Genomic DNA, 26,050 nt, shown 5'->3' on the forward strand with positions numbered 1-26,050 from the left:
TCACACAGTTTGAGTTATGGATCGGCCACGCAGGCAGGAGGCCAATGTGACATTCACGCGATACGCGATCTATTTTGCGCCACCCGGCGCCGCGGACTGGGCGAGGTTTGCAACCGGCTGGTTGGGCTGGGACATGGAAACCGGGACCAACGTCGCGCACCCAGTCGTGGATAGCATCGACGTTGCAGCTGTCTCGGAGGTACCACGCAAATACGGGCTGCATGCCACAATGAAACCGCCATTTCGCCTGCGGGACGGCCAATCGCTTTGCGAACTGAAAAGCGCTTGCGCGACGCTTGCGGCAAGCCGCGCGCCTGTGATCATGGATGGTCTTGAAATCGCGCGCCTGGGCCGTTTCCTTGCCCTGTGCCCGCTGGGAGATGCTGACCGGCTGAGCGCACTGGCAGCCGCTTGCGTTCAGGAACTGGATGGCTTTCGCGCCCCTGCATCCGAGGCTGAGTTGGCGCGCAGGCGCGCGGCTAACCTGACCCCGAACCAAGAGGCCAATCTGCTTCAATGGGGCTATCCCTACGTGCTGGCATCCTTCCGGTTCCATATCACGCTCAGCGGCAAGTTGGACAAACCCACCTTGGTTACCGCGCAATCCGCTCTGAACACACATCTCGGCCCGCTGCTGCCCACACCCTTCCAGATCACCGATCTGGCCTTGATGGGAGAGGCTGAAGATGGCCGGTTTCACCTGATCCATCGCTATGCCCTTTCCGGTTGAAGTCGCTTCAGGATTTCGCTGACGGTTTCATCCAATGATCCGGAATTGTCGATTTCGATGACGCGACTCAACCCGTCAGGCAAAGGTGCTTTGGCCCGACCCAGACGCCGTACCTGCTCGTTCGCGCTTTCTCTGCCGCGGGTGGACAAGCGCTGCGCCAGGATCTCTGCGTCGGCGGTCAAGGAAATCACAATCAGATCCCCGAACACGTCTTGCGCCTGTAACAGCACGGCACGGGACAAGTTGACCAGAACGGCCTTGGAATTACGCCGCTGCTGGGCAATCTCAGCGAGTACACCGTAAAGCAGCCCATGCGCGGGCCAGTGCAAAGCAAACGCACCATCCAGCACCATTTTCTCAAAGACATCAACCGACACGCGTTTGGAGTGCTCACCGTCTTCACCGTCCGGTCGTGTGATCACCCTCCGGATCCGGTGGATACCCTGTGCGTTTGCGACCAGGCTGTCCATCACGCTGTCCTTGCCGACCCCGGAAGGGCCAACAACCGCTATCACCGGAGCCAAGCTCATGCGGCCATCCCCGGCGTGAACTCCGAGACATTGATTTCACGGTCGCACACACGCTCACGCGCCTCCACATCGTGGAAGATGCCTACGATGGCAGCACCGCGCCCCTTGGCCTCTTCGATCAGCGACAACACCGTTTCACGGTTCCGAGCGTCCAGACTCGCGGTGGGTTCGTCCAGCAGTATCGCCGGATAGTCACGCGCAAACCCGCGCGCGATGTTGACCCTTTGTTGCTCACCCCCCGAGAAGGTCGTGGGGCTAAGGGTCCAGAGGCGCTCAGGAATATTCAACCGCCTCAGCAGCCCTGACGCCTTGGCCAAAGCGGCTTGTTTGTCAGCACCGACCGCCAGCAGAGGTTCCGCCACCACCTCAAGCGTTGGTACCCGAGGTACAACTCGCAGGAACTGGCTGACATAACCCAGCGTTTCACGCCGCAGCGTCAGAATTTCGCGTGGTTCGGCCCGTGCGACATCAAGCTCACCAACCAAGACCTGACCGGATGCAGCCAGATAGTTGCCGTAGATCACACGCATCAGCGTGGATTTCCCCGCGCCGGATGCCCCGGTCAGTGCAACGCATTCGCCGGGCTTCACCCGCAGCGACGCGCCCTTCATCACCGGGATCACGGCGCTGCCCTGATTGTGCAGGGTAAAGCTTTTACTCACATTGATCAGTTCAATCATCGCTTCATCTTTTTCCAAATACTCAAACCTGCAGCACGCTGGACACCAGCAACTGCGTGTAGGCATGCTGCGGATCGTCCAAAACCTGATCGGTCAGCCCGGCCTCGACCACATGACCGCCTTTCATCACCATCAGCCGGTCCGCCAGCAGGCGCACCACAGCCAGATCATGGGTAACAATGATGGCGCTCAGGCCCATCTCGCGTACCAATCCGCGCAACAGGTCCAACAGGCGCGCCTGAACCGAGACGTCCAAGCCGCCCGTTGGTTCATCCATGAACACCAAACGAGGCCCGGTCACGAGGTTGCGCGCGATCTGCAAACGCTGCTGCATCCCGCCAGAGAATGCAGTCGGGCGGTCATCCACGCGTGCTTCGTCAATCTCAACCCGCCCCAGCCAGTCGATCGCCTTGTGGCGAATATCGCCATAATGTCGATCACCGACAGCCATCAACCGTTCGCCGATATTGCCGCCCGCACTCACGGACATGCGCAGCCCATCGCGTGCGTGTTGGTGTACAAAGGCCCAATCGGTTCGGCTCAGCATCCGGCGTTCAGGTTCGGACATTGTGACTGTGTCCACGGGGCCATCCGCCCTTGTGTCAAAGATCACCTGCCCTGCGTCCGGCTCCAGATGACCTGCCATGCAATTGAGCAGCGTCGACTTGCCCGAGCCACTTTCACCGACAATCCCCATCACCTCTCCGGGGTAGAGGTAGAAACTTACATCCATGCATCCGATCCGCGCACCATAGCGTTTCTCGATGCCTTTGACCTGCAACAGGGGGGTCATGCCGCGTCCTCCTCGGCCAATCGACCCACATGGCCTGCGGCGCGGCGCGACCGGCAATAATCTGTATCCGAGCAGACAAACATCCGGTTGCCTGCGTCATCCATGATCACCTCGTCCAGATAGCTGTCTTCGGCCCCGCACAAATCGCAAGGATGCTCGGCCTTGGTGGCTTCGAACGGGTAGTCTTCGAAATCCAGGCTCACCACCTTGGTATGCGGTGGCACCGCATAGATCCGCTGCTCGCGCCCGGCGCCAAACAGCTGGATCGCATCCATTTCCAGTTTGGGATTGTCGAATTTCGGGATCGGAGACGGATCCATCACATAGCGCCCCGAAACCTTCACCGGATAGGCATAAGCGGTCGAGATCGCGCCGTGCTGGCTAATATCTTCATACAGTTTCACATGCATCAGCCCATACTCCTCAAGACTGTGCATCTTGCGTGTCTCCGTCTCGCGTGGCTCCAGAAACCGCAGAGGCTCAGGGATCGGCACCTGATAGACGATGATCTGATCATCTCGCAGCTTGGCCTCAGGGATGCGGTGGCGCGTCTGGATAACCGTCGCCTTGGCTGTCTCTTCGGTTGTTTCAACACCTGCCGTGTTTTCAAAGAACTTGCGGATCGAGACGGCGTTGGTCGTATCATCCGCACCCTGATCGATCACTTTGAGCGTATCCTCAGGCGTCAGCGTCGCGGCCGAGACCTGCACCCCACCAGTGCCCCAACCATAAGGCATCGGCATTTCCCGGCTGGCAAAGGGCACCTGATAGCCGGGTACAGCAAGTCCCTTGAGGATCGCCCGACGGATCATCCGCTTGGTCTGTTCATCCAGATATGCAAAGTTGTATTCAGACATTGCCAGCACCACTCATTTGTTCGAGGGATTCGCGATATTCGTTTTTCTGGGCTTTGCCCTGTTGATCGCCACAATTTGCTTTTGGGATGTCCGACGAAAAAATCGCCGCCGGATGACACTTCGACGCGAGCCGAACGGTATGTGGGTTTGGCGCGATTTCGACGGAAGTGAGAAGAGCAGCACCATCCACCCTGATGAACCCGGCGGCGCGTGGTGGAAGGAAGATAAACTTGCTGGGTCCGGACATTCTGACTTCTCTGGGGGCGATGGCGGAGCCGGCGGCTGTGGAGGCGGTGATGGGGGTGACTAAACTCATTCCGCAGCCTCCTTTGGTGTGATCCGTTCTTCGGCCTCACGCCGCAATTTGCGGACCAATTCCAACTCGGACTGGAAATCCACGTAATGTGGCAGCTTGATGTGTTCGAGAAACCCGGTGGCCTGAATATTGTCGGAATGGCTTAGAACAAACTCCTCGTCCTGCGCAGGCGCGCCGAGGTTGTCCTCGCCCAGTTCTTCCCAACGCAAGGCGCGATCGACCAGAGCCATCGCAATGGACTTACGTTCGGACTGGCCGAAGACCAGACCATAACCGCGCGAGAACTGAGGAGGTTCGGTCTTAGAGCCTTTGAACTGATTGACTGTCTCGCATTCGGTCAGATCGACCTCGCCAATTTCAATGGCAAAGCCCAATTCAGGGATCTCCATTTCAACGGCAACCTTGCCGATCCGCAGTTCGCCAACAAAGGCGTGGTTGCGGGCGTAGCCGCGCTGGGTTGAATAGGCCATGCCAAGGACAAAACCCTCATCCCCGCGGGTCAATGATTGCAAGCGCAGGGGGCGGTTGGCGGGAAACTCCATCGGCTCCCGTGTCAGGTCGCCCGGAGTTGTGTCACTCGCCGCTTCATCCTGAATGATATCTTCGCCTTTCAGGAACCCCGTGATATGCGGTGTTCGCTCTTCCAGTGCCGCCCCTTCTGGTGCGGCGGGCACCCCGCCATCCGCCGCCAGTTTGAAATCCAACAGACGGTGCGTGTAGTCGAATGTCGGCCCCAGGACCTGACCACCCGGCGCATCCTTGAAGGTGGCCGAAATGCGCCGGTCGCAAGCCATCTCGCCCGTTTCAACCGGTTCTGAATAACCAAAACGCGGCAGTGTTGTGCGGTAGGCCCGGATCAGAAAGATCGCCTCGATCAGATCGCCCCGCGCCTGCTTGATTGCAAGCGCCGCGAGGTCGGGATCGAACAGCGACCCTTCGGCCATGACCCGGTTCACCGCCAGGCTCAGCTGTTCACGGATTTGCGCGAGGCTCAATTCAGCGACATCCGTTGACCCGCGCCGTTCCTCAGCCAGCCAGGCATGGGCATTCTCGATGGCTTTCTCGCCCCCTTTGACGGCTACATACATCTGCTAGCCCTCCGCTCTGATGTGTGTGCTGCGCGGCAGGGCCGCGATCTGATCACCGCTAGTAAAGAAGAAATCGCACCCCAAGGGATAAAGCGCCGCATTGGCCTGCATCGCGCCGATATCAGGCAGGGAAAGATGCGCCACGTCCTTGATTCCGGGCCCTTTAAGAACCGCATTTCTTTGGTGCAGCCTGTCACCTTCCACAATCAAAGTAGCCGAACGGTCCGGATATTCAGGAGTGCCAATGCGATACGCGTTGAGCGGGCCCAGCGCATCCCAAGTTCCAACAGCAAAATCCGCCTCGGATGCCGGGACAAACGGGGCACCGGTGTGAAAGGTCAGCCATTTGCGCACGGTGTACGTATCTGTCGCGCCAGCCAGATGCACTTTGGTTTCTGGGTCGCAAAGTGTCAGCAACAGCGTACCTGCAGCAACCGACAAGGGTGCCGGGGGTTCGCTGCCTGTCAGCCTGCGGATTTCACCGGGGCGCGCCATCACCGTCATGGCGGCGCGAAAGGCGTGTGCGGCATCAACGGGGGCGTTTTGAAAGCCACCGGAAAACTGTATCTGCGCGGCCATCAATCTTCCCCCCGCACCATCGTGAAAAACTCAACCTTTGTCGCGGCGGCTTTGGCCGCGCGGGTAGTTTTGGTGGCCGATATCTGTTGTTTCAGTGGATCGATAACTTTCGCGCGAATACGCCCGGCCGCCGATGTCTGCATCATTGCATCTAACAAGGCGGCCGCCTGCGCTTTGGGCTTGGACCGGCCCTGCACATAGCCATGCCCCACAGTGCCGTCCTTCAGCACCACCGAGCAGCGCGTCACGGTCATTTCGCCCAGGTTGAACGGCGCGCCCGTTCCGCCTGTGCGTCCTCGCACCATCACGCCCCCGATTTCAGGGCTGCGCAGCCAATCAAAGGCCGGATGATCCGGGACCATGTCCCAAAGCTCCATCACCGCATCTTCAGGTGCACGGGCCAACAGCCCCATCCATTCCTTGCGTGCCGCGGTCGCGAATTCTGTCTGATCTGTCATCAAAGCCTCTTGGCCAGGTTGTCTACATCAACTATACAACTAGACAAATATTACACCTACCAATCGCGACTCGCAATCCGCAACTCTGTGAAGATTTGGTGACATGAGCAAAACACCTGTTTGGAAGAGCATCGCCCTGAGCCTGACCTCGGACATCGCCGAAGGGCGTTACGGCACCGGTGACCGACTGCCGACCGAGGCGCAATTGGCGGCCAAACATGGGGTCAACCGCCACACCGTTCGCCGGGCCCTGTCAGATCTGGCCGATCAGGGTTTAGTGCACGCAAGGCGTGGGGCGGGTGTGTTTGTTGCCGCGCGTCCCACGGACTATCCAATCGGCAAGCGTGTCAGATACCACAGGAGCATTTCAGCCAGCGGCAAAATCCCCGGCAAGACAATCCTCGCTCTGACCACACGCGCGGCGGATGAGGTCGAGGCGGAGGCGTTGGGATTGAACGTCGGCAACACCGTGCATGTCTATGACGGGCTGTCCCTGGCTGATGGGCAACCCATAGGTCTGTTTCAAAGCGTTTTTCCCGCAGAACGATTCCCAGACATTCTGACCGCGCTTGCCGATACACATTCTGTCACCAAGGCCCTGCAAATCTGCGGTATTGCGGATTATACCCGCATCTCAACCCGTTTAACTGCGAGAGCGGCGACAGCCACGCAAGCCTTGCACCTTCACCTGTCCGAGGGCGCCCCGGTCCTGTATTCGGTTGGCATCAACGCAGATCCCGATGGGCAGCCAGTGGAATACGGGAGAACGGTATTTGCCGGAGAGCGAGTCACTTTGACACTGAATGACGGCGACAATTGATCGGCGCAGGAGCCTTTTCCTGTCTGATGCGACAGAGAAGACTTACTCGTATTTCTCCAGAAATGCTTCTGCGCTCAGCGCGCGGAAATCAGGTAACGCGGCGCGCAATCGTTGATTGTCCCAATCCCACCAGGCCAGTGACTGCATCCGTTCTCCAGTACTTTCTGAGAAACGGCGACGAATTGGTTGTGCCGTAACACCGCCAACAATTGTGTAGGGTGGCACGTCTTTGGTGACGACTGCACCTGCGGCCACGACGGCCCCATGTCCAATGGTTACGTCGGGTTTGATTATTGCCACATGGCCGATCCAGGTGTCGTGTCCAATCCTGGATGTGCGGCGAGCCCGATGGGCGAACCAGTCCGCATCATCTTGCTCACCCTCCCAGTAATCCGCTGATCGGTATAGAAAATGGTGTAATGAGGCTTTGTCCATCGGATGATCGGTCGCCCCAATGCGCGCAAAGCTGGCAATGTTGGCGAATTTTCCGATTTCGGCATTCGCGATGTCACATGTCCGGTCGCAATAGGAATAATCGCCCCAACTGGTGTTTGCGACACGACTGCCTGCGCCGATTTCGACATATGCGCCGAACGTACTGGCGGTAATTTGACAATCGGGATGTATGAACGCCTGGTCGGCGCGTAGTCGTGACATGTGGTTTTCCTTCGTCAGACGTCAGGGCAACACAAATGTTTTGCCTTTTGGGTCCCGCACTTTGCGCTTCTTGCCGGTCTCATCCTGTATCAACCGACGGCGCAACCAGCCCGAGAACCAATCCATCAGCATCACCATCAGGATAATCAGGACGATGTAATAAGCCACCTCTTCCCAATCTTTCTGCGTGATGATCGCCTGCGTCAGCAACAATCCAATTCCGCCGCCGGTGATTGCGCCGATGACTGTCGCACTGCGCGTGTTGGATTCGAGGAAATACAACAACTGGCTCAGCAAAACCGGCGTCACCTGCGGGATCACCCCAAAGCGATAACGCTGTGGCGCGTTGGCCCCTGTCGACTGCACGCCCTCGATCTGTTTCTGATCCACGTTCTCCAAGGCTTCCGAAAAGACCTTACCGAAAGTGCCGGTATCGGTCACCAGAATAGCCAGCGCGCCGGTCAATGGCCCGGGGCCAAAGGCGCGGGCCAGCACCACCGTCCAGATCAGGGCATCCACACCGCGAACAAAGTCGAATACCCGACGCGTGGCAAAGCGGATCGACTTTAGCGGGTTGAAATTCCTTGTCGCCAGAAAGGCCAGGGGCAATGCCAGCATCGCGGCACCAAAAGTACCCAAGAACGCCATCAAGATCGTTTCAAAGATGGCCCATGCCACATCCTGATGCCGCCACATCTTGTTGGTCCAAAAATCGTCAAAGATGGCACCGGCTTCGCCCGTGGCCACGCGCCCTACCAACTCTCCGAAGGACTTGCCGTAATAGGGGCTGTCCAGCGTGAACCAAAACAGTTCCCACCCGGTGAAATAGCGGAACACCTCCGACCGGTTGCGAGTGATCGTCAAGCGCCCCGCATCCGTGGTGATCGCCAAACGGTTCTTTGAGGCGTTGATCCAGTCCGGCACATCTCCGGCAGGCAGTTCGGCCTGAACACCTGCCGCGCGGCTTGGCCTTGCACGAACCACCCCATAACCGGGGATGTCATATTCAATGGTCTCGGGACCAAACCGCACGACATGACCGTCTTCCAAATCGATGACGGTCGTCTCGCCCAACTCGACCCAGCCCGGCGATTGGCCATCTGGGTACGCCCCTTTGCGTTCGCCTTCGATGGCGATGGACACCTCACCGCTGCGATTGTCCCTAGCGACATGGGTCTTATAGCTGTAGCTGTCCGACACCAGTGTCTTTCCGTTTTCCCAATTCGCGCGTCCTGCAAGGCCCGAGATATCAAAGGCAAAGAACACATAGGTCAGGTAAGCCAGCACCAGCGCAGGCAGACCGAAATTCACCAGCCGTTTGCGGATGAACAGACGATCCGCTTTGGCCTTCAGGTCATCCATCGACAGATCGGTAGCAAAGGTACTCATACCGAAGCTCCTTTTTCCGACCCGTGGGTCAGACAATCACGAAGGAAGCCGGACAGCTGGTCCACGATGACGATTGTGACAAATAGCAGGACGAAAATGGCCGCCGCTTCATCATAACGCCCCTGCCCCCATGACATTGCGTTGCGCAGCTCATACCCTAGGCCGCCGGCGCCAACAAAACCCATAATGGCCGAGGCACGTATGTTGATTTCAAACCGAAGCAACGCGTAGCTGACATAGTTCGGACCGACCTGCGGGATCACACCCAAATACATGCGTTGGGACCAGTTGGCCCCGGCAGAATGCAACCCCTCGACCGGCTTCAGTGAGGCGTTTTCATTCACCTCTGAGAACAGCTTGCCCAAAGCGCCAGCGGTGTGAAGGGCGATGGCAATCATCGCGGGCACCGGACCACCGCCCAGCACAAAAATCAGGACAAGCGCGATCACGATTTCGGGGATTGCACGGCAGATATCGGCGATGCGGCGGAACAGCGGGATCAGTGACGGCCAAACGGCCATGCCCCGTGTCGACATCAGGGCCAGAAATGTGCCGCCCAATGTGCCAACCAAAGTCGCCGCAGCCGCAATGTTCAGCGTCTCAACAAGGGCCGGAAAGAAAGTGACCAGATGCGCTAGCATCTGAGCAATCTTTTCCCAGGCCTCGGACAACACCTCGGTTGGGTAGTCAAGAACCCGTTGCCACCCATCAACAAAACCACCGGCGTTTCGGCTGTCAGCCGTGCGGAACCCTGCAGCCATCAAGGCCACAAACAGGATCAGAAGGATGCCACCATAGACACGCTTGCGTTGCGTCATCGCCGTGTATTCGTCGCGGATCTGATCGACGCTTGAGGACCCTGCTGTTAGGTCTGTCATGGAATGCTCCTGGTAGGAAAACGGGGTCAGGCGCAGACCCGGACCCCGATCATTGAAAGTGCAGGCTTAGTTGGACTTCAGCTTGCGTGCTTCGATGATGATCTCATAGGCGTCATGGGTGATCGGGTCGAAGCTTTTGGCTTCGCCAGCGGCCACACCGTAAAAGCACTCGCGATCCTTTTCGCTCAGATTGTCCCACAGGTCGGTCATCTTGGCCTTCACTTCGGTTGGCAGAGATTTGCGGATAACAACCGGGCCTTCTGGGATCGGCTCGGACTGCCAGATCATGACCAGATCATTCATGTCCACCAGACCGGCATCGACCGCGCGACGAAGGGCACCCGACTGGAAACCATCTTCCCAATCGCCCAAACCATCGGCCCAGGTTACACCACCATCAACGTCACCGTTGTTCACAGCAACAATGGTCTGTTCGTGACCGCCGGTGAATTTCACTTCGCCAAAATAGTCGCCCGAGTCCATGGTCGCACCAGTGGTCTGCGGGATTTCGATCGACGGGACCAGATAGCCCGAGGTCGAGTTCGGGTCACCGAAACCAAAGGTTTTACCCTGCATGTCTTCCAGCGAGGTGATGCCGCTGTCCTTGCGCGCAAAACCGATCGAATAGTAGCCATAGCCACCATCGGTGTTGACCTTGACCAGCACCGGCTCAACAGCCTCAGGATCGCTCAGATAAGTTTTGGCATAGCCCGATGCGCCCAGCCAGGCCATGTCGATGGTGCCACCCAAGAGGCCCTGGATCACACCGTTATAGTCGGCAGGCGCGAACAGTTTGGTCTCAACACCCAGCGCCTCTTCCGTGTACTCGCGCAGACATTCGTTGTTGTTCATACGGTCCTGAGCGTTTTCGCCGCCCAAAATGCCTATGCGAAATTCGCTGATCTCCTGAGCCATTGCAGGTGTGGCCATGGCAGTGGTCGCAACAAGGGCAGCAATTAGGTTTTTCATCTGTCTCTCTCCAGGTTTATGTCCCCGACCTCTCACCGGGTCGGGTGATGAAAGGGGTTTGGGTGGCTCAGATGATGGCCTCGGCTTCCATCAGCACCTTCTGAGTGGCGTCGAGCGTTTCGATCTCGGTCGATGTCGCCGCTTCCGAGAAGCTGGCATCGGCCCCGTAAATCTCGCGCGCGACACCGGTGGTCAGTTGTTCCGGCAGACCGTCGAACACGATGCGCCCGTCGCGCATGCCAACAACGCGGTCGCAATAGCGGCGCGCTGTGTCCAGCGTGTGCAGGTTGGCGATGACGGTGCGCCCGTCTTCTTCGTGGATGCGGCGCAGCGCCTGCATCACGACTTGTGCGTTCATTGGGTCCAGCGAAGCGATGGGTTCATCCGCCAGAATGATCTTGGGGTCCTGCATCAGGGCACGCGCAATCGCCACCCGCTGTTGCTGGCCCCCCGACAAGGCCTCAGCCCGTTTAGGTGCGTGTTCGGCAATGCCCAAACGATCCAGAATATCGATGGCGCAATGGATATCTTCCATCGGAAACAGATTAAACATGGCCGCCAGTGTCGAATGGCGGTTCAGCGTCCCGTGCAAAACGTTCGAGACCACATCCATGCGCGGCACCAGATTGAATTGCTGGAAAATCATGGCGCACTCAGCCTGCCAGGCGCGTTTCTCACGGCCTTTCAACTGGGTCACATCGCGACCTTCAAACAGGATCTGGCCTTCACTGGAATCCGTCAGTCGGTTGACCATACGCAACAGGGTCGATTTTCCCGCGCCCGACCGTCCGATGATCCCGATCATACAAGGCTTGTCTACATCCAGCGTCGCTGCATCAACGGCAATATTGTCGCCGAAGCGCTTGGTCAGTTTTTTGATCCGCAGCACGTGCCACCCCCAATTCATCTTGGCGGTCAGCTACAGACGCCGTTCAACGGAGGTGTGTCGTTTGGGTGAAAGTTTTGTAACGGCGCCAGACAGAGGTTTAGCGATTTGTTTGCCCAGAAAGACGGATTGCAGGTCTACCACTCGGACCTCGCTGCAGGTATATGCATCAGCGACACTTCAACTCATACGAGGCTGCAATGAGCTTTGACCGCACCATCAAGATTGCTCCGTCGATCCTGTCCGCCGATTTCGCCAACTTCGGACAAGAGATTCAGGCCATCGAAGCGCAGGGCGCGGACTGGGTCCATGTTGACGTGATGGATGGTCACTTTGTTCCAAACCTCACATTTGGCCCCCCAGCGGTGAAAGCCTTCCGGCCACATGTCAAAACGGTGATGGACGTTCACCTGATGATCACCCCGGTCGATCCATACATTCAGGCCTACGCGGATGCGGGAGCGGACATCCTGACGGCCCATGTCGAGGCCGGCCCCCACACGCACCGCACCCTGCAAGCCATCCGTGCCGCTGGTATGAAAGCGGGCGTTGCCCTGAATCCCGGCACTCCGGCCGAGACAGTTGAGCATCTATTGGATCTGGCAGACCTGGTTTGTGTCATGACAGTGAACCCGGGTTTTGGCGGTCAGAAGTTCATCGACATGACGGACAAAGTCCGCAAGCTGCGTCAAATGATCGGAGACCGCCCGGTCCATATCGAGATCGACGGCGGGGTCGATTCAAAAACCGCGTCGCTGGTGACCGCAGCCGGAGCGAACGTGCTGGTGGCCGGGTCTGCAGTGTTCAAAGGCGGATCGGTGCAGAACCCGGAGGTGTATGGTGAGAACATCAAAGCAGTGCGCGCAGCGGCCAATTCAGCCATTTAGTTAGTCGACAGGCCCACTTCAGTATGAACAAGTGTTGATGGACTAGGCGGACGCGCATCGCCAACACTCATCGATCACAGAAGGTTGAAATCACGCCGCCTTGACCCTTTTCTTGAGAACGCACGTACCGTCGGGGTATGTTGGGTTTGGCAAAGCGAAAACAATAGAAACATGCCTGCCAAAAAGAACAAGTGCCTCATGCTCTCCCAAAATTCTAATCTAATATTGCAAGCACCGTTGATTTATCCGGTGACTTCTTCATCCTTTTGAACGCGAATTGCCGGGAAGCAATTTAAAGATGTTCGGTGCCTAAAGGACTGCGAAGGTTTTGGTAAGACTAGATTCATTTGTTACGCTCATTTACGTACTCTGGTATCTCGCGGCTTTTGCTTTGGCGTCAGTGGTTGTCATTGGCTTGCTTCGGAGAAGACGAGGACCCTTTTTCGATACCTGCTATGTTGCTAGTGGCGTCTACGTTCTGTTTGTCGCTGCAAATTTCTACAAATATGGTGAACTCCGCAGCTTGATTCGCCAAGGGGATGCTGATCGGGCTGCATTGCGCGGAAGCGAACTGTGAGAATTCGACCCTCAAGACATTTCGTCCATTCATCTTGATTGGCCCTTAAGGAAAATGCGCGGGAAAGTGCAGTTTACCTGCCCCGGAACCAATTCTAGTTGCGGACGAGTTCCAATGCTTGCTCATCCTACGAGTGGAGTGCAATTGGAAATAGATCGTAGCCCCGTTCGCATTGCTCGGTTGTTGGTCGGAGATACAGTTTGCTTCTCAGATGATCCCAATCTGGTTTCGGTGGTAGAACAGATACCGCGAGATTTCGCAGCGCGTGGCATCTGCATGTTGGCGACCCCGATCTCGGAACCTACGGCTTCAATCCATTATCAGTTCACGACTAAAAAATCTCGCAGAATTGACGATTGGCATTGGTTGAATGAATGGCGCTTAGAGACCTCCGATGGCCAGTTGATTGATCGCATAACCACAACGTCAAATCTAAGAGACGCAAATGAATTCTTCTTACCGGCAAAGCGGAATGCACTCTCGAGGAGTATCACCGAATTCGACGATGGTCCAATTGTCGCCCTTCGATACTGGCTCTCAGGCAGAGAACGATCCGAAAACATCGCGGATTTGTTTAAACACAGGAGCGAATGGGAAGATGACGTGCGCCGCGAAGTGCCGCTTAGCGACGGCTTTCTGATAGAGGGGTTGGCGAATCCAAATGTCAGTTGGGAAGTGCTGCGACTATCATGCACTCAGTGGGACATTGCGGGCTCTGAACTGAGAAAGGTAACGACCCGCCACTTAGGAGCTGCCCTGAGTAGATCACCTAAAGTCGAGTTTTTACGCGCATGTGGGCGATCCTCTTGCACTTCGGACCCGTTTGGTCTGGAAGATCAGGCTGAGTGCAAGTCAGCCCCTCCGAATGTGCAACTACCCGCGGTTGATTGACGCGAAGAACAAAGCACAAATGCACTCCGATGAGAAAAAGGCCGCCCGTTGTTGGGCGGCCTTCTTTAGTTCACCAATGTGGCGGGCTGACGCCCGGCCTACCGATTATTCTACGATTTTCGACACGACACCGGCGCCGACGGTGCGGCCGCCTTCGCGGATGGCAAAGCGCAGGCCGTTTTCCATCGCGATCGGTGCGATCAGCTCAACTTCGAACGACACGTTGTCGCCAGGCATAACCATCTCGGTGCCAGCTGCCAGGGTCACGGTGCCGGTCACGTCAGTTGTACGGAAGTAGAACTGCGGACGGTAGTTCGCGAAGAACGGCGTGTGACGACCGCCCTCTTCCTTGGTCAGGATATAGGCTTCGGCTTCGAACTTGGTGTGCGGTGTAACCGAACCCGGCTTACACAGAACCTGGCCACGCTCAACGCCTTCACGGTCGATGCCGCGCAGCAGCGCGCCGATGTTGTCGCCCGCCTCGCCGCGATCCAGCAGCTTGCGGAACATTTCAACGCCGGTACAGGTGGTCTTGGCGGTGTCGCGGATGCCGACGATTTCGATCTCGTCGCCAACATTGATCACGCCACGCTCAACACGGCCGGTCACAACAGTACCCCGACCCGAGATCGAGAACACGTCTTCGACCGGCATCAGGAACGGCTGGTCTACAGCACGCTCGGGCGTTGGGATGTATTCGTCCACAGCCGCCATCAGCTTGCGGATCGATTCTTCGCCGATTTCCGGGTTGTTGCCTTCCATCGCGGCCAGAGCCGAACCAGCAATGACCGGAATGTCGTCGCCAGGGTATTCATACGAAGACAGCAGCTCGCGGATTTCCATTTCCACCAGTTCCAGCAGCTCTTCGTCGTCAACCTGATCCACTTTGTTCATGAAAACAACCATGGTCGGGATGCCAACCTGGCGGCCCAGCAGGATGTGCTCGCGGGTCTGAGGCATCGGGCCGTCAGCAGCGTTCACAACAAGGATCGCGCCGTCCATCTGGGCAGCACCGGTGATCATGTTCTTGACGTAGTCGGCGTGGCCGGGGCAGTCAACGTGCGCATAGTGGCGGTTGTCCGTCTCGTATTCCACGTGGGCGGTCGAGATGGTGATGCCACGCGCTTTTTCTTCCGGCGCGCCGTCAATCTGGTCATACGCTTTGAAGTCACCAAAATATTTGGTGATCGCTGCGGTCAGCGTGGTCTTGCCGTGGTCAACGTGGCCAATCGTACCGATGTTGACGTGCGGCTTATTACGCTCAAACTTTTCCTTTGCCATTCCTCAGGCGCCCTTTTGCGATTTGGGGGACCCGTGGTCCCGTAAGTTACATCTGCGCGCGCGAGATATTTGGTTCACAGGGGAAAATCAAGCACATCCTGAGTGAAAAGCCGTAGCTTACGCCGGATTTTGCGTGACCTCAGCGGACTCCAGCGGCTGGATCAGGTCCGGACGCTTGTCAAACCAGCCATTTTCCAGGTGCTCCTCGGCAAGCCATTCCTCGACCCGGTCCGCAACTTTCAGCGCCAGACCGCTCATCTGTTCTTCTTTGGTCCGTTCATGTCCGGATCCTTTGAAGGCACTGCCACCGGTGGTATCTTCCAGAACCTGGAATTGTTTGCGCTTGGCCAGAAATTCCTTCTTGTTCACATCATAGACGTTCACCAGAACGATAGCCGTGCTTTTGGGATTGTAGATTATTGGTATTCCGGGCGGTGCCAGCATGTAGCCTTCAAGGCTGATACCGATGTCATAATCCTGCGCCCCTTCATAGCGGCCCATGCGAATATTCACTGCGTTTTGGATGGCGTCTTGCCATTCTTCGGGCGTCGCGTCACGGGATACAGGCCCCTTTTTCGCCTTCTCGGCGAAGGCGTAGTTCACGCGGAGTTTGAATTCACCCAGCGATTCAGGTTCTTCATAAACCTGCGTCTGGGTACATGCGCCCATCAGGGCCAATCCGGTAATCAGAGTCAGAATGCGTAACATTTTCTCTTCTCGATAGGCCTGTTTTTATTGGGTGTAGCCCACTGATACGGTTTGTGCCAAGCCGTATCGGCGGAAATACACATCTTCTGAAACACGATCAGGTGAATTTATAGTCTCGCGGGAACCCATACGGTGCCTTTTTCCCGACACTTGCACGTTTGGCCAGCCATGGGCTCAAGTCCGCTTCGTGACGCGTTTTGTCTCCGCCCATGGACCATTTCAGGCCATCTTCCCAGCTAAAGGTCGTCAGGTCTGACAGGCCGCCATCCAATTCCAGCGTGCCCTGACGTCCGCGTGCCATATTGTACTTTTGCAAGCGCACGCCTTTGCCGCGGGTCATCTCGGGCAGATCCTCGATCGGGAAGACCAGGAATTTCCCGTTTTCTGACACGACAGCCACGTGATCACCATCAACGGGCTTGCAGATCATGGCTGTTTCACTGTCTTTGACATTCAGCACCTGCTTGCCGTTACGGGTCTGGGCGAGGACGTCATCCTCGGGCACCATGAACCCGTTACCCGCATCTGAAGCTACCAGCAGCTTACGCCCCGGTTTATGGATCAGGATATCGATGATCTGCGCTTCGTTGGGCAGATCGACCATTAGACGCAGCGGCTCACCCATGCCCCGCCCGCCGGGCAGATTGGATGCACTCAGGGTATAGAACCGCCCGTTCGAGGCAAAGACCAGCAAACGATCCGTCGTTTCGGCATGGAAGATGAACCGCGGTCCGTCGCCATCCTTGAATTTCAACTCCCGGGTCAGGTCTATATGACCCGTCATGGCGCGAATCCAACCCATCTGAGAACAGACGACAGTAATCGGTTCCCGGTCAATCATCGCCTCCAGCGGCACCTCTTCAACCTCGCCCGCCTCGGCAAATCGGGTGCGGCGCGCACCGCCTTCGTAGTCTTTGCCAAAGGTTTTCTTGGTCTCTTTCAACTGCTCTGCGATCCTGGCCCATTGCAGGCTGTCATCGGCCAGCAGGTCTTCGAGATTGGCACGCTCTTCCATCAGTGCATCACGCTCGCGGATCAACTCCATCTCTTCCAGACGGCGTAGGCTGCGCAGGCGCATGTTGAGGATCGCGTCGACCTGAACTTCGGACAGCTCACCTTCACCCAGCGCGGGTGAGACATAGTCGGCCTCATTGGTGGCGCGGACGTGGTCGATGCCCCAGTTTTCGCGCATCAGCGCGTCCTTGGGGTCATCATCGTAACGGATGATGTCAATCACGCGGTCCAGGTTCAGGAATGCGACAATAAAGCCTTCCAAAACCTCTAACCGATGATCGATCTTCGCCATCCGGTGACGAGACCGACGCAACAGTACTTCTTGCCGGTGATCAAGGAAGGCGCGTAACACCTCCTTCATCGAGCAGACCTTCGGCGTGACGCCGTCGATCAACACATTCATGTTCAGGCTGAACCGCACCTCAAGATCCGAGTTGCGATAGAGCATGCCCATCAGGACCTCGGGATCAACGTTCTTGGACCGCGGCTCAATGATCAGACGAATGTCATCAGCAGATTCGTCGCGGACATCGGCGAGGATCGGAATTTTCTTAGTCTGAATCAGCTCGGCGATCTTTTCGATCAGCTTGGACTTCTGAACCTGATAGGGAATCTCGGTGACAATAATCTGCCACTGCCCACGACCAAGGTCCTCCACCTCAAACTTACAACGCAGGCGGAACGACCCGCGCCCGGTGCGGTAAGCCTGAGCAATATTTTCGGGTGGCTCGACAATGATACCCCCGGTCGGAAAATCCGGACCGGGAACGTAATTCAACAAGGTGTCGTCGCGCGCGTCCGGGACCTTGATCAGATGCAGGCAGGCATCGCACAGCTCGGCAATATTGTGCGGTGGAATATTGGTCGCCATACCGACAGCGATCCCACTTGATCCATTGGCCAGCAGGTTCGGGAACTGCGCGGGCAGTACAACCGGTTCTGTCAGCGTGCCATCATAATTGTCCCGAAAATCAACCGCGTCTTCGTTGAGGCCCTCAAGCAACGCCTCGGCCACGATGGTCATCCGCGCCTCGGTGTAACGCGAGGCCGCCGGGTTATCGCCATCGATATTGCCGAAGTTCCCTTGCCCGTCGACCAATGGGTAGCGGACGTTGAAGTCCTGCGCCAGACGGGCCATCGCATCATAAATCGCCGCGTCCCCATGCGGGTGATAGTTGCCCATCACGTCGCCCGAAATTTTGGCCGATTTACGGAATCCGCCCGCAGCGCTGAGTCGCAATTCACGCATCGCATAAAGGATTCGCCGATGAACCGGTTTCAGGCCGTCCCGGGCATCGGGCAGCGCGCGGTGCATAATCGTGGACAGCGCATAGGTCAGATACCGCTCGCCAATTGCACGGCGCAGCGGTTCAGCCACCTCACCCCCGTTGTCGGGAGCCTCCATGTTGGGGTCGTCGATCGTGTCATTCATAGATGATGTGATACGACGCTAGGCCGCCTGGGTAAAGCAAGCAGCGCGCATTTTACTGGGGACAAGTCGCGCTTTTTGCAACAGGGGGAGGCAAGTTCCGGATTTCCCCGGTTTTTCGACTCGTTGAACAAAATATGCTAGGCTTTCATCAATTGAATTGCTGCTTTTTTGTTGATGTTACGATTGCCTTTGGGGGGAGCGCCATGACGCGCCTTATACTTGTTACCTTTGCCATGCTCGGCTGGACCTTTTACGTGATGAGCGGTGGTCCCGATTTTGAACCACGTGGAATACGCACTACTCAACCTGATCGGGTGGCATCGGTGGCCAGAGCGGCTTCGAAGAAAGTCGTTGCAGCGCCTGTTGATGAATTGGTGACACGGACCGCATTAAAAACGGCCGACATAATCCCGCCGCTCGCCGAACCTGAACCGGCTCTGGACGAAACCGAGACGAAAGCCCTGTTGTCTCAAGTCGCTGCGGGCTTGAAAGCCAATCCCTCCTTGTTCAACGACGAGAATGTCACGCTGACGCTGGCCTCGTTGGAACAGGGCGTGAGTGCAATGCAGCAGGTCGCAACGGATGCCGACCCCCAGACGCCCGTCTTGCCGGAACCGAGCGAGGTGACGAAAGACATCCGCGAGGTTTCAGGGACGCGGGTGAACATGCGTGACGGGCCGGGAACGATTTACCCCATCGTAGGCAAAGCCAGAATCGGCCAGCAGGTCGAGGTTCTTGGCGAATCGGGCACCGGCTGGTTACGGCTTCGCGTGTTGCCCGGGCAACAGGTTGGATGGATTTCCGCCTCACTTATCCAAAAAACCGCAAACTAACGTCTGGGTGTCATTGCCCTGCGTCTAAGCTCGCCATAGCTTTTGGTGGGGATGACGCTCGGGGAAAACATGCAGAAATCGATTCTAATTACTGGCTGCTCATCTGGTATCGGTCTGGACGCAGCACACGGCATGCGTGCACGTGGGTGGCGCGTGTTTGCGTCCTGCCGCCAGCAACGCGATTGTGATCGGCTTCGGGCTCAAGGATTCGAAAGTCCCAGGATCGACTACGCAGACGCTGACAGCATTTCCTCAGGTTTTACCGAGGTCCTCACCGCGACCGGGGGAACTTTGGACGCGCTGTTCAACAACGGCGCACATGGATTGCCCGGCGCTGTCGAGGACGTGCCGACCGAGGGGCTGAGGTATATTTTCGAATCCAATGTCTTTGGCTGGCACGAGCTGACACGTCAGGTCATTCCCGTTATGCGGGCACAGGGCTATGGGCGCATTGTGCAGTGTTCATCAGTTCTGGGGTTGGTGGCTTTCCCATGGCGAGGGGCCTATGTCGCCACCAAATACGCCATAGAGGGTCTGACCGATACCATGCGGCTGGAACTGCGCGATACCGGCATCAAGGTCGTACTTATCGAGCCTGGTCCAATCACGTCGAAACTTCGGGAAAAGGCAATTCCGTTGTTCGAAAGGTTCATAGATTGGGAAAGCTCGGCCCTGAAAGAAAAATATCAAACCTCATTGCTCAATCGTTTGTACGAAGACTCGGGTCCCGATCGATTTGAACTCCCCCCTGCGGCTGTGACCGACAAATTGGCCCATGCCGTCGAAGCGCGTAACCCAAAATCCCGCTACTATGTCACTACCCCGACCTATATCGCCGGGTATTTACGCCGAATCCTGCCCACCAAGGCCATCGACCGTATCCTTTCGGACGTCTGAGACGATTTTACCGGTTCGCTTTTTCACCGCGTGACGCTAGATGAGGCGCAATGCAATAAAATGCGGACGGTGACTTGGTATGGACCTATTGATGGTCGTTTTGCTTCTGGCCATGGCAGCGGTTGTTGTCGTGTTGACCATGGGCATCGCGAATTTCGGCAAAAGCGGTATGGACGCCGCGAAGAAAAGCAACAAGATGATGCGCCTGCGCATCCTCTTTCAGTTCATTGCCGTGATTTTGATCGTGATCTTCGTCTATTTGCGCGGACAAGGGGGCTAACCGATGGTCGTTCTCAACAAGATTTACACGCGGACTGGCGATGACGGCAAAACGGCTTTGGGCAATGGTGAGCGGGTTGCGAAGTATTCCGGTCGTGTTGCAGGCTATGGCACCGTGGATGAGCTGAACGCCTTTGTTGGCGTAGCCCGGTCCGAAGCGGACGGGGACGTCGAGGCCGCGCTTGCCCTGATACAGAACGACCTTTTCGACCTTGGTGCGGATCTGTGCCGTCCAGACATGGACAAGGATGCCGAGGCCGACTATCCGCCTCTCCGCATCGCCCCGGCGCAGATTGATCGACTCGAATCCGAGATAGATGTGATGAACGAGATCCTCGAGCCGCTGCGCAGCTTCATTCTGCCGGGCGGGACGCGTTTGGCTGCACATTTACATGTATGTCGAACCGTATCCCGCCGGGCCGAGAGGCTGGTTGTGGAATTGTCGAACATGGAACCAGTCAATCCGGTGGCGGTCAAATACCTCAACCGTCTGAGCGACTGGTTCTTTGTGGCCGCACGGTGTGCCAATGAGAATGGGACCGCAGATGTCTTGTGGGTGCCAGGGGCCAACCGCTGACGGAGGTATTGCGTCCAAAAGACATGATTGCCCAATCGATTAAAAAGACCTCGTGTCAAAAACGACAAAACGCGACGTCTCAAAGCCATGACGTGACGATTTTGCTCTGTTGTGAACGCGGCAGAAACGCTATTGAGACCGGCGAGAGCATTGGTGGAGTCGCTGCGCGGCTTACCGTTTTTTGAGGAGAAAGCGCTAAAATGAAGGTACTCGTGCCTGTCAAACGCGTGATTGACTATAATGTGAAGGTTCGCGTCAAAGCGGACGGTAGCGGTGTTGATCTCGCCAATGTCAAAATGTCGATGAACCCGTTCGACGAAATCGCGGTCGAAGAGGCGATCCGCCTGAAAGAAGCTGGCAAAGCCGACGAGGTCATTGCTGTTTCGATCGGCGTGAAGCAGTCGCAGGAAACGCTGCGCACCGCGTTGGCTATGGGCGCCGACCGCGCCATTCTGGTGATTGCCGCCGATGACGTCCATCAGGATATCGAACCGCTGGCCGTTGCCAAGATCCTTGCCAAAGTGGTCGAGGAAGAGCAGCCGGGCATCGTTCTTGCGGGCAAGCAGGCGATCGACAACGACATGAACGCCACCGGTCAGATGCTATCGGCCCTACTGGGCTGGTCGCAAGGCACCTTCGCGTCTGAATTGGACATCGAAGGCGACAGCGCCAAGATCACCCGTGAAGTGGACGGCGGTCTGCAGACCATCAGCGTCAAGATGCCATCCATCGTGACCGTTGACCTGCGTCTGAACGAGCCGCGCTATGCGTCGCTGCCCAACATCATGAAGGCGAAGAAAAAGCCGCTGGACGAGAAAACCGCCGCCGACTACGGCGTCGACGTCACGCCGCGTCTGGAAGTCGTCAAGACCGAAGAGCCGCCGGCACGCGCCGCCGGTATCATCGTGGGCTCGGTCGATGAGCTGGTCGGGAAACTCAAAGAAGCGGGGGCTGTGTAATGGCTGTTCTTCTTCTCGCAGAGGTTAACAATGGCGAACTGGCGATGGACGCCACCGCCAAGGCCGTCAACGCCGCAAAGGCGCTGGGTGACGTGACTGTGCTGGCCGCAGGCGGTTCCGCCGCGGCAGCTGGTGAGTCCGCTGCCAAGATCGATGGCGTGTCCAAAGTGCTGGTTGCCGAAGATGCATCGCTGGGTCACCGCCTGGCGGAATCGACGGCTGCGCTGATTGTTGGCTTGGCCGACGGCTACGAACACATCGTTGCCCCCGCCACCACCGACGCCAAGAACGTCATGCCGCGCGTTGCCGCGTTGTTGGACGTCATGATCGTCTCGGATGCTTCCGGCGTGGTTGACGGCTCGACTTTCGAGCGTCCGATCTATGCGGGCAACGCAATCCAGACCGTGAAGTCAAACGACGCCAAGAAAGTCATCACCATCCGGACCGCCAGCTTTGACGCTGCAGGCGAAGGTGGCTCGGCCGCAGTTGAGGCCATCTCGGTTGGCGACAACCCCGGACTCTCCGAATGGGTCGAGGATAAGGTGGCCGAAAGCGACCGTCCCGAACTGACTTCGGCTGGCGTAGTTGTCTCGGGCGGCCGTGGTGTCGGTTCGGAAGAGGACTTCAAACTGATCGAAGGTCTGGCTGACAAGCTGGGCGCTGCGGTTGGCGCATCGCGCGCGGCGGTCGACTCGGGCTATGCCCCGAACGACTGGCAGGTAGGTCAGACCGGTAAGGTGGTAGCTCCTGATCTGTATGTCGCTGTCGGCATCTCGGGCGCGATCCAGCACCTTGCTGGTATGAAAGACTCGAAAGTCATCGTCGCTATTAACAAGGACGAAGAAGCACCGATTTTCCAGGTCGCCGATTTCGGACTGGTCGCCGACTTGTTCCAGGCCGTGCCGGAACTGACAGAAAAGCTCGGCTAAACTACAGCGTCGAACTGAATTTGAAGGGCCCGCCAATTGGTGGGCCTTCTTCAGTTCAGGTCCCGCAAAGCTGACAACACGGCACCGGCAATCGCCCTATGGGCAGCCGGGCCAATCATGTGCGCAGCCATGGGCACTTGCAGTGTTCCAAACAGCATATCTTCAAGCTCATCTGACTCTCCTGACACGCAGACAGATCGCTGGACGACACTGGCACATTGAGGTCTGAGTTGATCTGTCATGGCGCCATCCACAGGTATCGGGTCTTGCGTGTGATCACGCTGTACGCGCAGACACAGCAAAACAACCGGAGGAACGATGCGCCCCAGCAACGAATGAAGGTTCTGAACCCATCCCGCGCGCAACTCCTGCGCCACGAGATCAAACCGAGCGTCCGATTTGGCGTGCAACTTGCTTAACAGGTGGCGCACAAAATGAACTTCGGTGAAATCCTCCTCAGGATACAGATCAACCAGATCCTGCATCGGCTCAAGAAAGCGGTCATTCCGCCGAGAATGAACGCGATAGAACCGGTTCGACTGATAGGACACACAGGGCGCTTGCAACACACAAAGCCGCGACCGGTTGATCAAATCCAGCAGCCCCTGATCCCGCGACATCGCCTCGACACCACAAAACAGACTGCCAAAGTTTGCACATGTCTCGCCCAGTTGCGCCCCAAGAACTGCTGGAAACGGGGTTTCCACAAAACGCCCGAAGGTTTCGTCCCCACCCACACATGCCACGAATGGTTTATCCAACGAAGATACCGGGCCACGAAACCACCGCTTTGATCCAGCATACTGACACACCGCATCTTCGGCCCCACAAGGACCCGCCTGATGATAGCTCATATCACTCACCCAAGTGTTCACCCGGTTGCCATATTGCGGTCTCAGGTATTGAGAAATTCCTAATGTGCGCATTTGAAGCAAATTCCACAGGCCTGATCCCCTTGCCGCCTGCCCCAGTCTGCCGATAGTGTCGCCCTAACGCGCAGGGCAAAGGCAGCTGAACATGGAAGTAAAATCGGTCGGAGTGATTGGCGCAGGCCAGATGGGCAACGGTATCGCCCATGTTCTGGCGCTGGCGGATTATGACGTTTTGCTGAACGACGTCAGTCAGGATGCGCTGGACGCCGCCGTGGCCACGATCGAGGGCAACCTGGCGCGTCAGGCGTCACGGGGCAAGATCTCTGACGACGCCATGCAAGCGGCCCTGAAACGGATCAACACAACGCTAGAGCTGCCACAACTGGGTCAAACCGACCTGGTGATCGAGGCAGCCACTGAACGTGAGGCAATCAAACAGGCGATATTCGAAGACATCCAGCCGCATTTGTTGCCACATACGATTCTGACATCGAATACATCATCTATTTCAATCACACGCCTTGCCAGTCGCACGGATCGGCCCGAGCGTTTCATGGGGTTCCACTTCATGAACCCCGTCCCCATCATGCAACTGGTCGAACTGATCCGCGGCATCGCAACAGATGAAGAAACGTTTAAGGCTTGCAAAGCCGTGGTGGATCGCCTGGGCAAAACGGCCGCAAGTGCCGAAGACTTCCCTGCCTTCATCGTGAACCGCATATTGATGCCAATGATCAACGAAGCGGTCTACACACTCTATGAAGGCGTCGGAAACGTGCAGTCGATCGATCAATCGATGAAGCTTGGCGCAAATCATCCCATGGGACCACTTGAGCTGGCCGATTTCATTGGCCTGGACACCTGTCTGGCGATCATGAACGTCCTGCACGAAGGTCTTGCGGATACCAAATATCGCCCCTGCCCGCTTTTGACCAAATATGTCGAGGCCGGTTGGCTAGGTCGCAAGACCGAGCGCGGGTTTTATGATTATCGCGGCGAGCATCCTGTTCCGACGCGCTAACGCAAAAGCGGCGCCAGAAGCGCGACGCTTTCAGCAAGACAAGGGTAGGGATTACGGCTTAAGCGATTTTCCCAAAGACAACGTGTGCTGCCTGAGCCAGGTCATAAAGCCACGAGGATCACGTTCCAGCAACTCCATATCACCGTCCGAAACAGGCTCTCCGATAACCGGTGATTGCGGTTTGTTGCACGAGCGAACGATCTCGTGCAGCAAAAGGCCCTGTCTCAGGATCGGGGACACCCGGTTTGCGATCTGGTACCAGCGAGAGTTTCTTCCGGGGAAGAAAATCGGAACCACCTGAGCGCCGGATCGACGGATCATCTTGCCGGTAAAAACGTTCCATTCCTGTTCGATCGCTGGACCGAACCAATCTTCCGAAGACATCACCACCCCAGACGGGAACAGCGCAACAACGCCACCCTGTTTCAGGTGCTCCATCGCCTTGCCGCGCATTTCCAGCATCTTTGCCTGCGCTTCAGGGTCATGTGGAAACGGAACCGGGATCATGAACGAGGTTGCTGCTTCGTCCAGCCCGGTCAGAACCGAGCGGGTCAAAATTCGGTAGTCGTTGCGAACCTGTCCGATCAATTCTGCCAGGATCATTCCGTCAACCATCCCATGCGGGTGGTTGGCAACAACGACAACGGGCCCTTCCTTCGGGATGCGGGCAATTTGTTCCTGCGGCGTGGTCAGGTCGATGCCCATGATCTTAAGCGCACCACCCCAGAACCTTTGACCCCGGTAGTATTCGTTCTTTTTCTCAAACTTGTTGACCATCCGCAGAATGGTCAGCTTGCCCGTACACCACTCGATGGCGCGAATGGCGGTTGAGGTCCAGACATCGTCAAACGAGTTCGCATAGGTCAGAGTCCTACGATCGTAGATCTCACCCTGATCTGCGGTCCCATCCACCACCGGGCTTGTCTTGGTCTCGTGCGTTGTTTCCGCCAATTCCTGGTCTTCCAATTCTTCCTGTCCCGACGGGGCGGCTTAGAACCCCTCTCCGAACTTGTCGCTCACAAGGGTCTCCAGTGCTTCCGCCAATGCCTCAGCATCCGGTCCGGACGTCTCGACGTCAATAGTGGTTCCGCGTGATGCTGCCAACATCAAAAGGCCCATGATACTGTCGCCAGACGCAGAAAGTCCGTCTTTCGATACCTCAGCATGCGCGTCAAAGCCCTCGACCACTTCGACCAACTTGGCCGAGGCCCGCGCGTGCAAGCCTTTTTCGTTTACGATTTTCAAGCTTCGGTTGATCATTTC

The 26,050-nt window shown here is 57.1% G+C and carries 29 protein-coding genes; 10 read left to right on the plus strand and 19 right to left on the minus strand.

What is annotated here, in order from left to right; genetic code table 11:
- Positions 1 to 46: 46 nt before the first annotated feature.
- Positions 47 to 730 (plus strand): DUF1045 domain-containing protein, encoded by a 684-nt coding sequence (locus tag D9K61_RS16995; RefSeq protein WP_120634517.1) that lies wholly within the window; start codon positions 47 to 49, stop codon positions 728 to 730.
- Here D9K61_RS16995 and D9K61_RS17000 read toward each other — a convergent pair.
- From D9K61_RS17000 to phnG, 8 genes are read right to left on the minus strand one after another with little or no spacing between them, the layout of a single operon-like run.
- Complete coding sequence (locus tag D9K61_RS17000) at positions 712 to 1,260, minus strand: AAA family ATPase (RefSeq protein WP_120634377.1); 549 nt, start codon at positions 1,258 to 1,260, stop codon at positions 712 to 714. The two genes, D9K61_RS16995 and D9K61_RS17000, sit on opposite strands and share 19 nt — an antisense overlap.
- Complete coding sequence (gene phnL / locus D9K61_RS17005; protein ID WP_120634518.1) at positions 1,257 to 1,940, minus strand: phosphonate C-P lyase system protein PhnL; 684 nt, start codon at positions 1,938 to 1,940, stop codon at positions 1,257 to 1,259. Before phnL ends, D9K61_RS17000 begins: the two co-directional genes overlap by 4 nt.
- Positions 1,941 to 1,962: 22 nt before the next feature.
- Entirely contained in the window at positions 1,963 to 2,733 is a 771-nt protein-coding gene (phnK, locus tag D9K61_RS17010) for a phosphonate C-P lyase system protein PhnK (protein ID WP_120634378.1), read from the minus strand.
- Entirely contained in the window at positions 2,730 to 3,590 is an 861-nt protein-coding gene (locus tag D9K61_RS17015; RefSeq protein ID WP_120634379.1) for an alpha-D-ribose 1-methylphosphonate 5-phosphate C-P-lyase PhnJ, read from the minus strand. The genes phnK and D9K61_RS17015 overlap by 4 nt, the downstream gene beginning before the upstream one ends.
- Complete coding sequence (locus D9K61_RS27015) at positions 3,583 to 3,906, minus strand: hypothetical protein (protein WP_162946942.1); 324 nt, start codon at positions 3,904 to 3,906, stop codon at positions 3,583 to 3,585. The genes D9K61_RS17015 and D9K61_RS27015 overlap by 8 nt, the downstream gene beginning before the upstream one ends.
- Positions 3,903 to 4,994: a carbon-phosphorus lyase complex subunit PhnI gene (locus tag D9K61_RS17025; protein ID WP_120634381.1), complete on the minus strand. Its 1,092-nt coding sequence runs from the start codon at positions 4,992 to 4,994 to the stop codon at positions 3,903 to 3,905. The genes D9K61_RS27015 and D9K61_RS17025 overlap by 4 nt, the downstream gene beginning before the upstream one ends.
- Positions 4,995 to 4,997: 3 nt before the next feature.
- Positions 4,998 to 5,573, minus strand: a complete 576-nt coding sequence (gene phnH / locus D9K61_RS17030; RefSeq protein ID WP_120634382.1) for a phosphonate C-P lyase system protein PhnH — start codon at positions 5,571 to 5,573, stop codon at positions 4,998 to 5,000.
- The gene (gene phnG, locus D9K61_RS17035) at positions 5,573 to 6,031 is read right to left on the minus strand and encodes a phosphonate C-P lyase system protein PhnG (protein ID WP_120634383.1); all 459 of its coding nucleotides are present in this window, start codon (positions 6,029 to 6,031) and stop codon (positions 5,573 to 5,575) included. The genes phnH and phnG overlap by 1 nt, the downstream gene beginning before the upstream one ends.
- A 103-nt stretch (positions 6,032 to 6,134) precedes the next feature.
- Between phnG and phnF the strand changes: the two genes are divergently transcribed.
- Complete coding sequence (gene phnF, locus D9K61_RS17040) at positions 6,135 to 6,851, plus strand: phosphonate metabolism transcriptional regulator PhnF (RefSeq protein WP_120634384.1); 717 nt, start codon at positions 6,135 to 6,137, stop codon at positions 6,849 to 6,851.
- A gap of 42 nt (positions 6,852 to 6,893) precedes the next feature.
- Here phnF and D9K61_RS17045 read toward each other — a convergent pair whose 3' ends face one another.
- The 5 genes from D9K61_RS17045 to phnC all read right to left on the minus strand — a co-directional run bounded on the left by D9K61_RS17045 (position 6,894) and on the right by phnC (position 11,633).
- Positions 6,894 to 7,508, minus strand: a complete 615-nt coding sequence (locus tag D9K61_RS17045) for a chloramphenicol acetyltransferase (RefSeq protein ID WP_120634385.1) — start codon at positions 7,506 to 7,508, stop codon at positions 6,894 to 6,896.
- Positions 7,509 to 7,529: 21 nt separating this feature from the next.
- Positions 7,530 to 8,897 (minus strand): phosphonate ABC transporter, permease protein PhnE, encoded by a 1,368-nt coding sequence (gene phnE / locus D9K61_RS17050; protein WP_120634386.1) that lies wholly within the window; start codon positions 8,895 to 8,897, stop codon positions 7,530 to 7,532.
- A complete protein-coding gene (gene phnE, locus D9K61_RS17055) occupies positions 8,894 to 9,775 on the minus strand; it encodes a phosphonate ABC transporter, permease protein PhnE (protein WP_120634387.1) in 882 nt (293 codons plus the stop codon). The genes phnE (D9K61_RS17050) and phnE (D9K61_RS17055) overlap by 4 nt, the downstream gene beginning before the upstream one ends.
- Before the next feature lie 66 nt (positions 9,776 to 9,841).
- A complete protein-coding gene (gene phnD / locus D9K61_RS17060) occupies positions 9,842 to 10,744 on the minus strand; it encodes a phosphonate ABC transporter substrate-binding protein (RefSeq protein ID WP_120634388.1) in 903 nt (300 codons plus the stop codon).
- Between the two features lie 67 nt (positions 10,745 to 10,811).
- Positions 10,812 to 11,633 carry a phosphonate ABC transporter ATP-binding protein gene (phnC, locus tag D9K61_RS17065; protein ID WP_120634519.1) on the minus strand — a complete coding sequence of 274 codons (822 nt, stop codon included), beginning with the start codon at positions 11,631 to 11,633 and terminating at the stop codon, positions 10,812 to 10,814.
- 197 nt (positions 11,634 to 11,830) lie between these two features.
- Between phnC and rpe the strand changes: the two genes are divergently transcribed.
- Positions 11,831 to 12,517, plus strand: coding sequence for a ribulose-phosphate 3-epimerase (rpe, locus tag D9K61_RS17070; RefSeq protein ID WP_120634520.1), 687 nt, complete (start codon positions 11,831 to 11,833; stop codon positions 12,515 to 12,517).
- A 1,573-nt stretch (positions 12,518 to 14,090) separates the two neighbouring features.
- Here rpe and tuf read toward each other — a convergent pair.
- The 3 genes from tuf to parC form a co-directional block, all read right to left on the minus strand.
- Positions 14,091 to 15,266 (minus strand): elongation factor Tu, encoded by a 1,176-nt coding sequence (gene tuf / locus D9K61_RS17085; RefSeq protein WP_120634391.1) that lies wholly within the window; start codon positions 15,264 to 15,266, stop codon positions 14,091 to 14,093.
- A gap of 117 nt (positions 15,267 to 15,383) precedes the next feature.
- A complete protein-coding gene (locus D9K61_RS17090) occupies positions 15,384 to 15,974 on the minus strand; it encodes a hypothetical protein (protein WP_120634392.1) in 591 nt (196 codons plus the stop codon).
- Positions 15,975 to 16,071: 97 nt separating this feature from the next.
- Positions 16,072 to 18,420 carry a DNA topoisomerase IV subunit A gene (gene parC / locus D9K61_RS17095; protein WP_120634393.1) on the minus strand — a complete coding sequence of 783 codons (2,349 nt, stop codon included), beginning with the start codon at positions 18,418 to 18,420 and terminating at the stop codon, positions 16,072 to 16,074.
- Positions 18,421 to 18,623: 203 nt separating this feature from the next.
- Between parC and D9K61_RS17100 the strand changes: the two genes are divergently transcribed.
- The 6 genes from D9K61_RS17100 to D9K61_RS17125 all read left to right on the plus strand — a co-directional run bounded on the left by D9K61_RS17100 (position 18,624) and on the right by D9K61_RS17125 (position 22,894).
- Positions 18,624 to 19,253 carry an SH3 domain-containing protein gene (locus tag D9K61_RS17100; RefSeq protein WP_254055805.1) on the plus strand — a complete coding sequence of 210 codons (630 nt, stop codon included), beginning with the start codon at positions 18,624 to 18,626 and terminating at the stop codon, positions 19,251 to 19,253.
- Positions 19,254 to 19,322: 69 nt separating this feature from the next.
- The gene (locus D9K61_RS17105) at positions 19,323 to 20,150 is read left to right on the plus strand and encodes an SDR family NAD(P)-dependent oxidoreductase (RefSeq protein ID WP_120634522.1); all 828 of its coding nucleotides are present in this window, start codon (positions 19,323 to 19,325) and stop codon (positions 20,148 to 20,150) included.
- A gap of 79 nt (positions 20,151 to 20,229) precedes the next feature.
- Positions 20,230 to 20,430, plus strand: coding sequence for a twin transmembrane helix small protein (locus D9K61_RS17110; protein WP_120634394.1), 201 nt, complete (start codon positions 20,230 to 20,232; stop codon positions 20,428 to 20,430).
- Positions 20,431 to 20,433: 3 nt separating this feature from the next.
- On the plus strand, positions 20,434 to 21,006 hold the full coding sequence (locus D9K61_RS17115) for a cob(I)yrinic acid a,c-diamide adenosyltransferase (RefSeq protein WP_120634395.1): 573 nt from the start codon (positions 20,434 to 20,436) through the stop codon (positions 21,004 to 21,006).
- A 200-nt stretch (positions 21,007 to 21,206) separates the two neighbouring features.
- Positions 21,207 to 21,965, plus strand: a complete 759-nt coding sequence (locus D9K61_RS17120) for an electron transfer flavoprotein subunit beta/FixA family protein (RefSeq protein WP_120634396.1) — start codon at positions 21,207 to 21,209, stop codon at positions 21,963 to 21,965.
- Positions 21,965 to 22,894, plus strand: a complete 930-nt coding sequence (locus D9K61_RS17125; RefSeq protein WP_120634397.1) for an electron transfer flavoprotein subunit alpha/FixB family protein — start codon at positions 21,965 to 21,967, stop codon at positions 22,892 to 22,894. The genes D9K61_RS17120 and D9K61_RS17125 overlap by 1 nt, the downstream gene beginning before the upstream one ends.
- Before the next feature lie 50 nt (positions 22,895 to 22,944).
- On the opposite strand, the gene D9K61_RS17130 is transcribed toward D9K61_RS17125, so the two are convergent.
- Positions 22,945 to 23,748: a DUF6473 family protein gene (locus D9K61_RS17130; RefSeq protein ID WP_254055806.1), complete on the minus strand. Its 804-nt coding sequence runs from the start codon at positions 23,746 to 23,748 to the stop codon at positions 22,945 to 22,947.
- 163 nt (positions 23,749 to 23,911) lie between these two features.
- Here D9K61_RS17130 and D9K61_RS17135 point away from each other — a divergent pair, with 163 nt between their 5' ends.
- On the plus strand, positions 23,912 to 24,787 hold the full coding sequence (locus tag D9K61_RS17135; protein WP_120634398.1) for a 3-hydroxybutyryl-CoA dehydrogenase: 876 nt from the start codon (positions 23,912 to 23,914) through the stop codon (positions 24,785 to 24,787).
- Between the two features lie 51 nt (positions 24,788 to 24,838).
- On the opposite strand, the gene D9K61_RS17140 is transcribed toward D9K61_RS17135, so the two are convergent.
- Positions 24,839 to 25,738 carry a lysophospholipid acyltransferase family protein gene (locus tag D9K61_RS17140; protein WP_120634524.1) on the minus strand — a complete coding sequence of 300 codons (900 nt, stop codon included), beginning with the start codon at positions 25,736 to 25,738 and terminating at the stop codon, positions 24,839 to 24,841.
- A gap of 39 nt (positions 25,739 to 25,777) precedes the next feature.
- A complete protein-coding gene (locus D9K61_RS17145) occupies positions 25,778 to 26,047 on the minus strand; it encodes an HPr family phosphocarrier protein (protein WP_120634399.1) in 270 nt (89 codons plus the stop codon).
- Positions 26,048 to 26,050: the final 3 nt, after the last annotated feature.

Origin of the sequence: Ruegeria sp. EL01 (assembly GCF_900313035.1) — a bacterium.
In the GTDB taxonomy this organism is placed as follows: domain Bacteria; phylum Pseudomonadota; class Alphaproteobacteria; order Rhodobacterales; family Rhodobacteraceae; genus Ruegeria.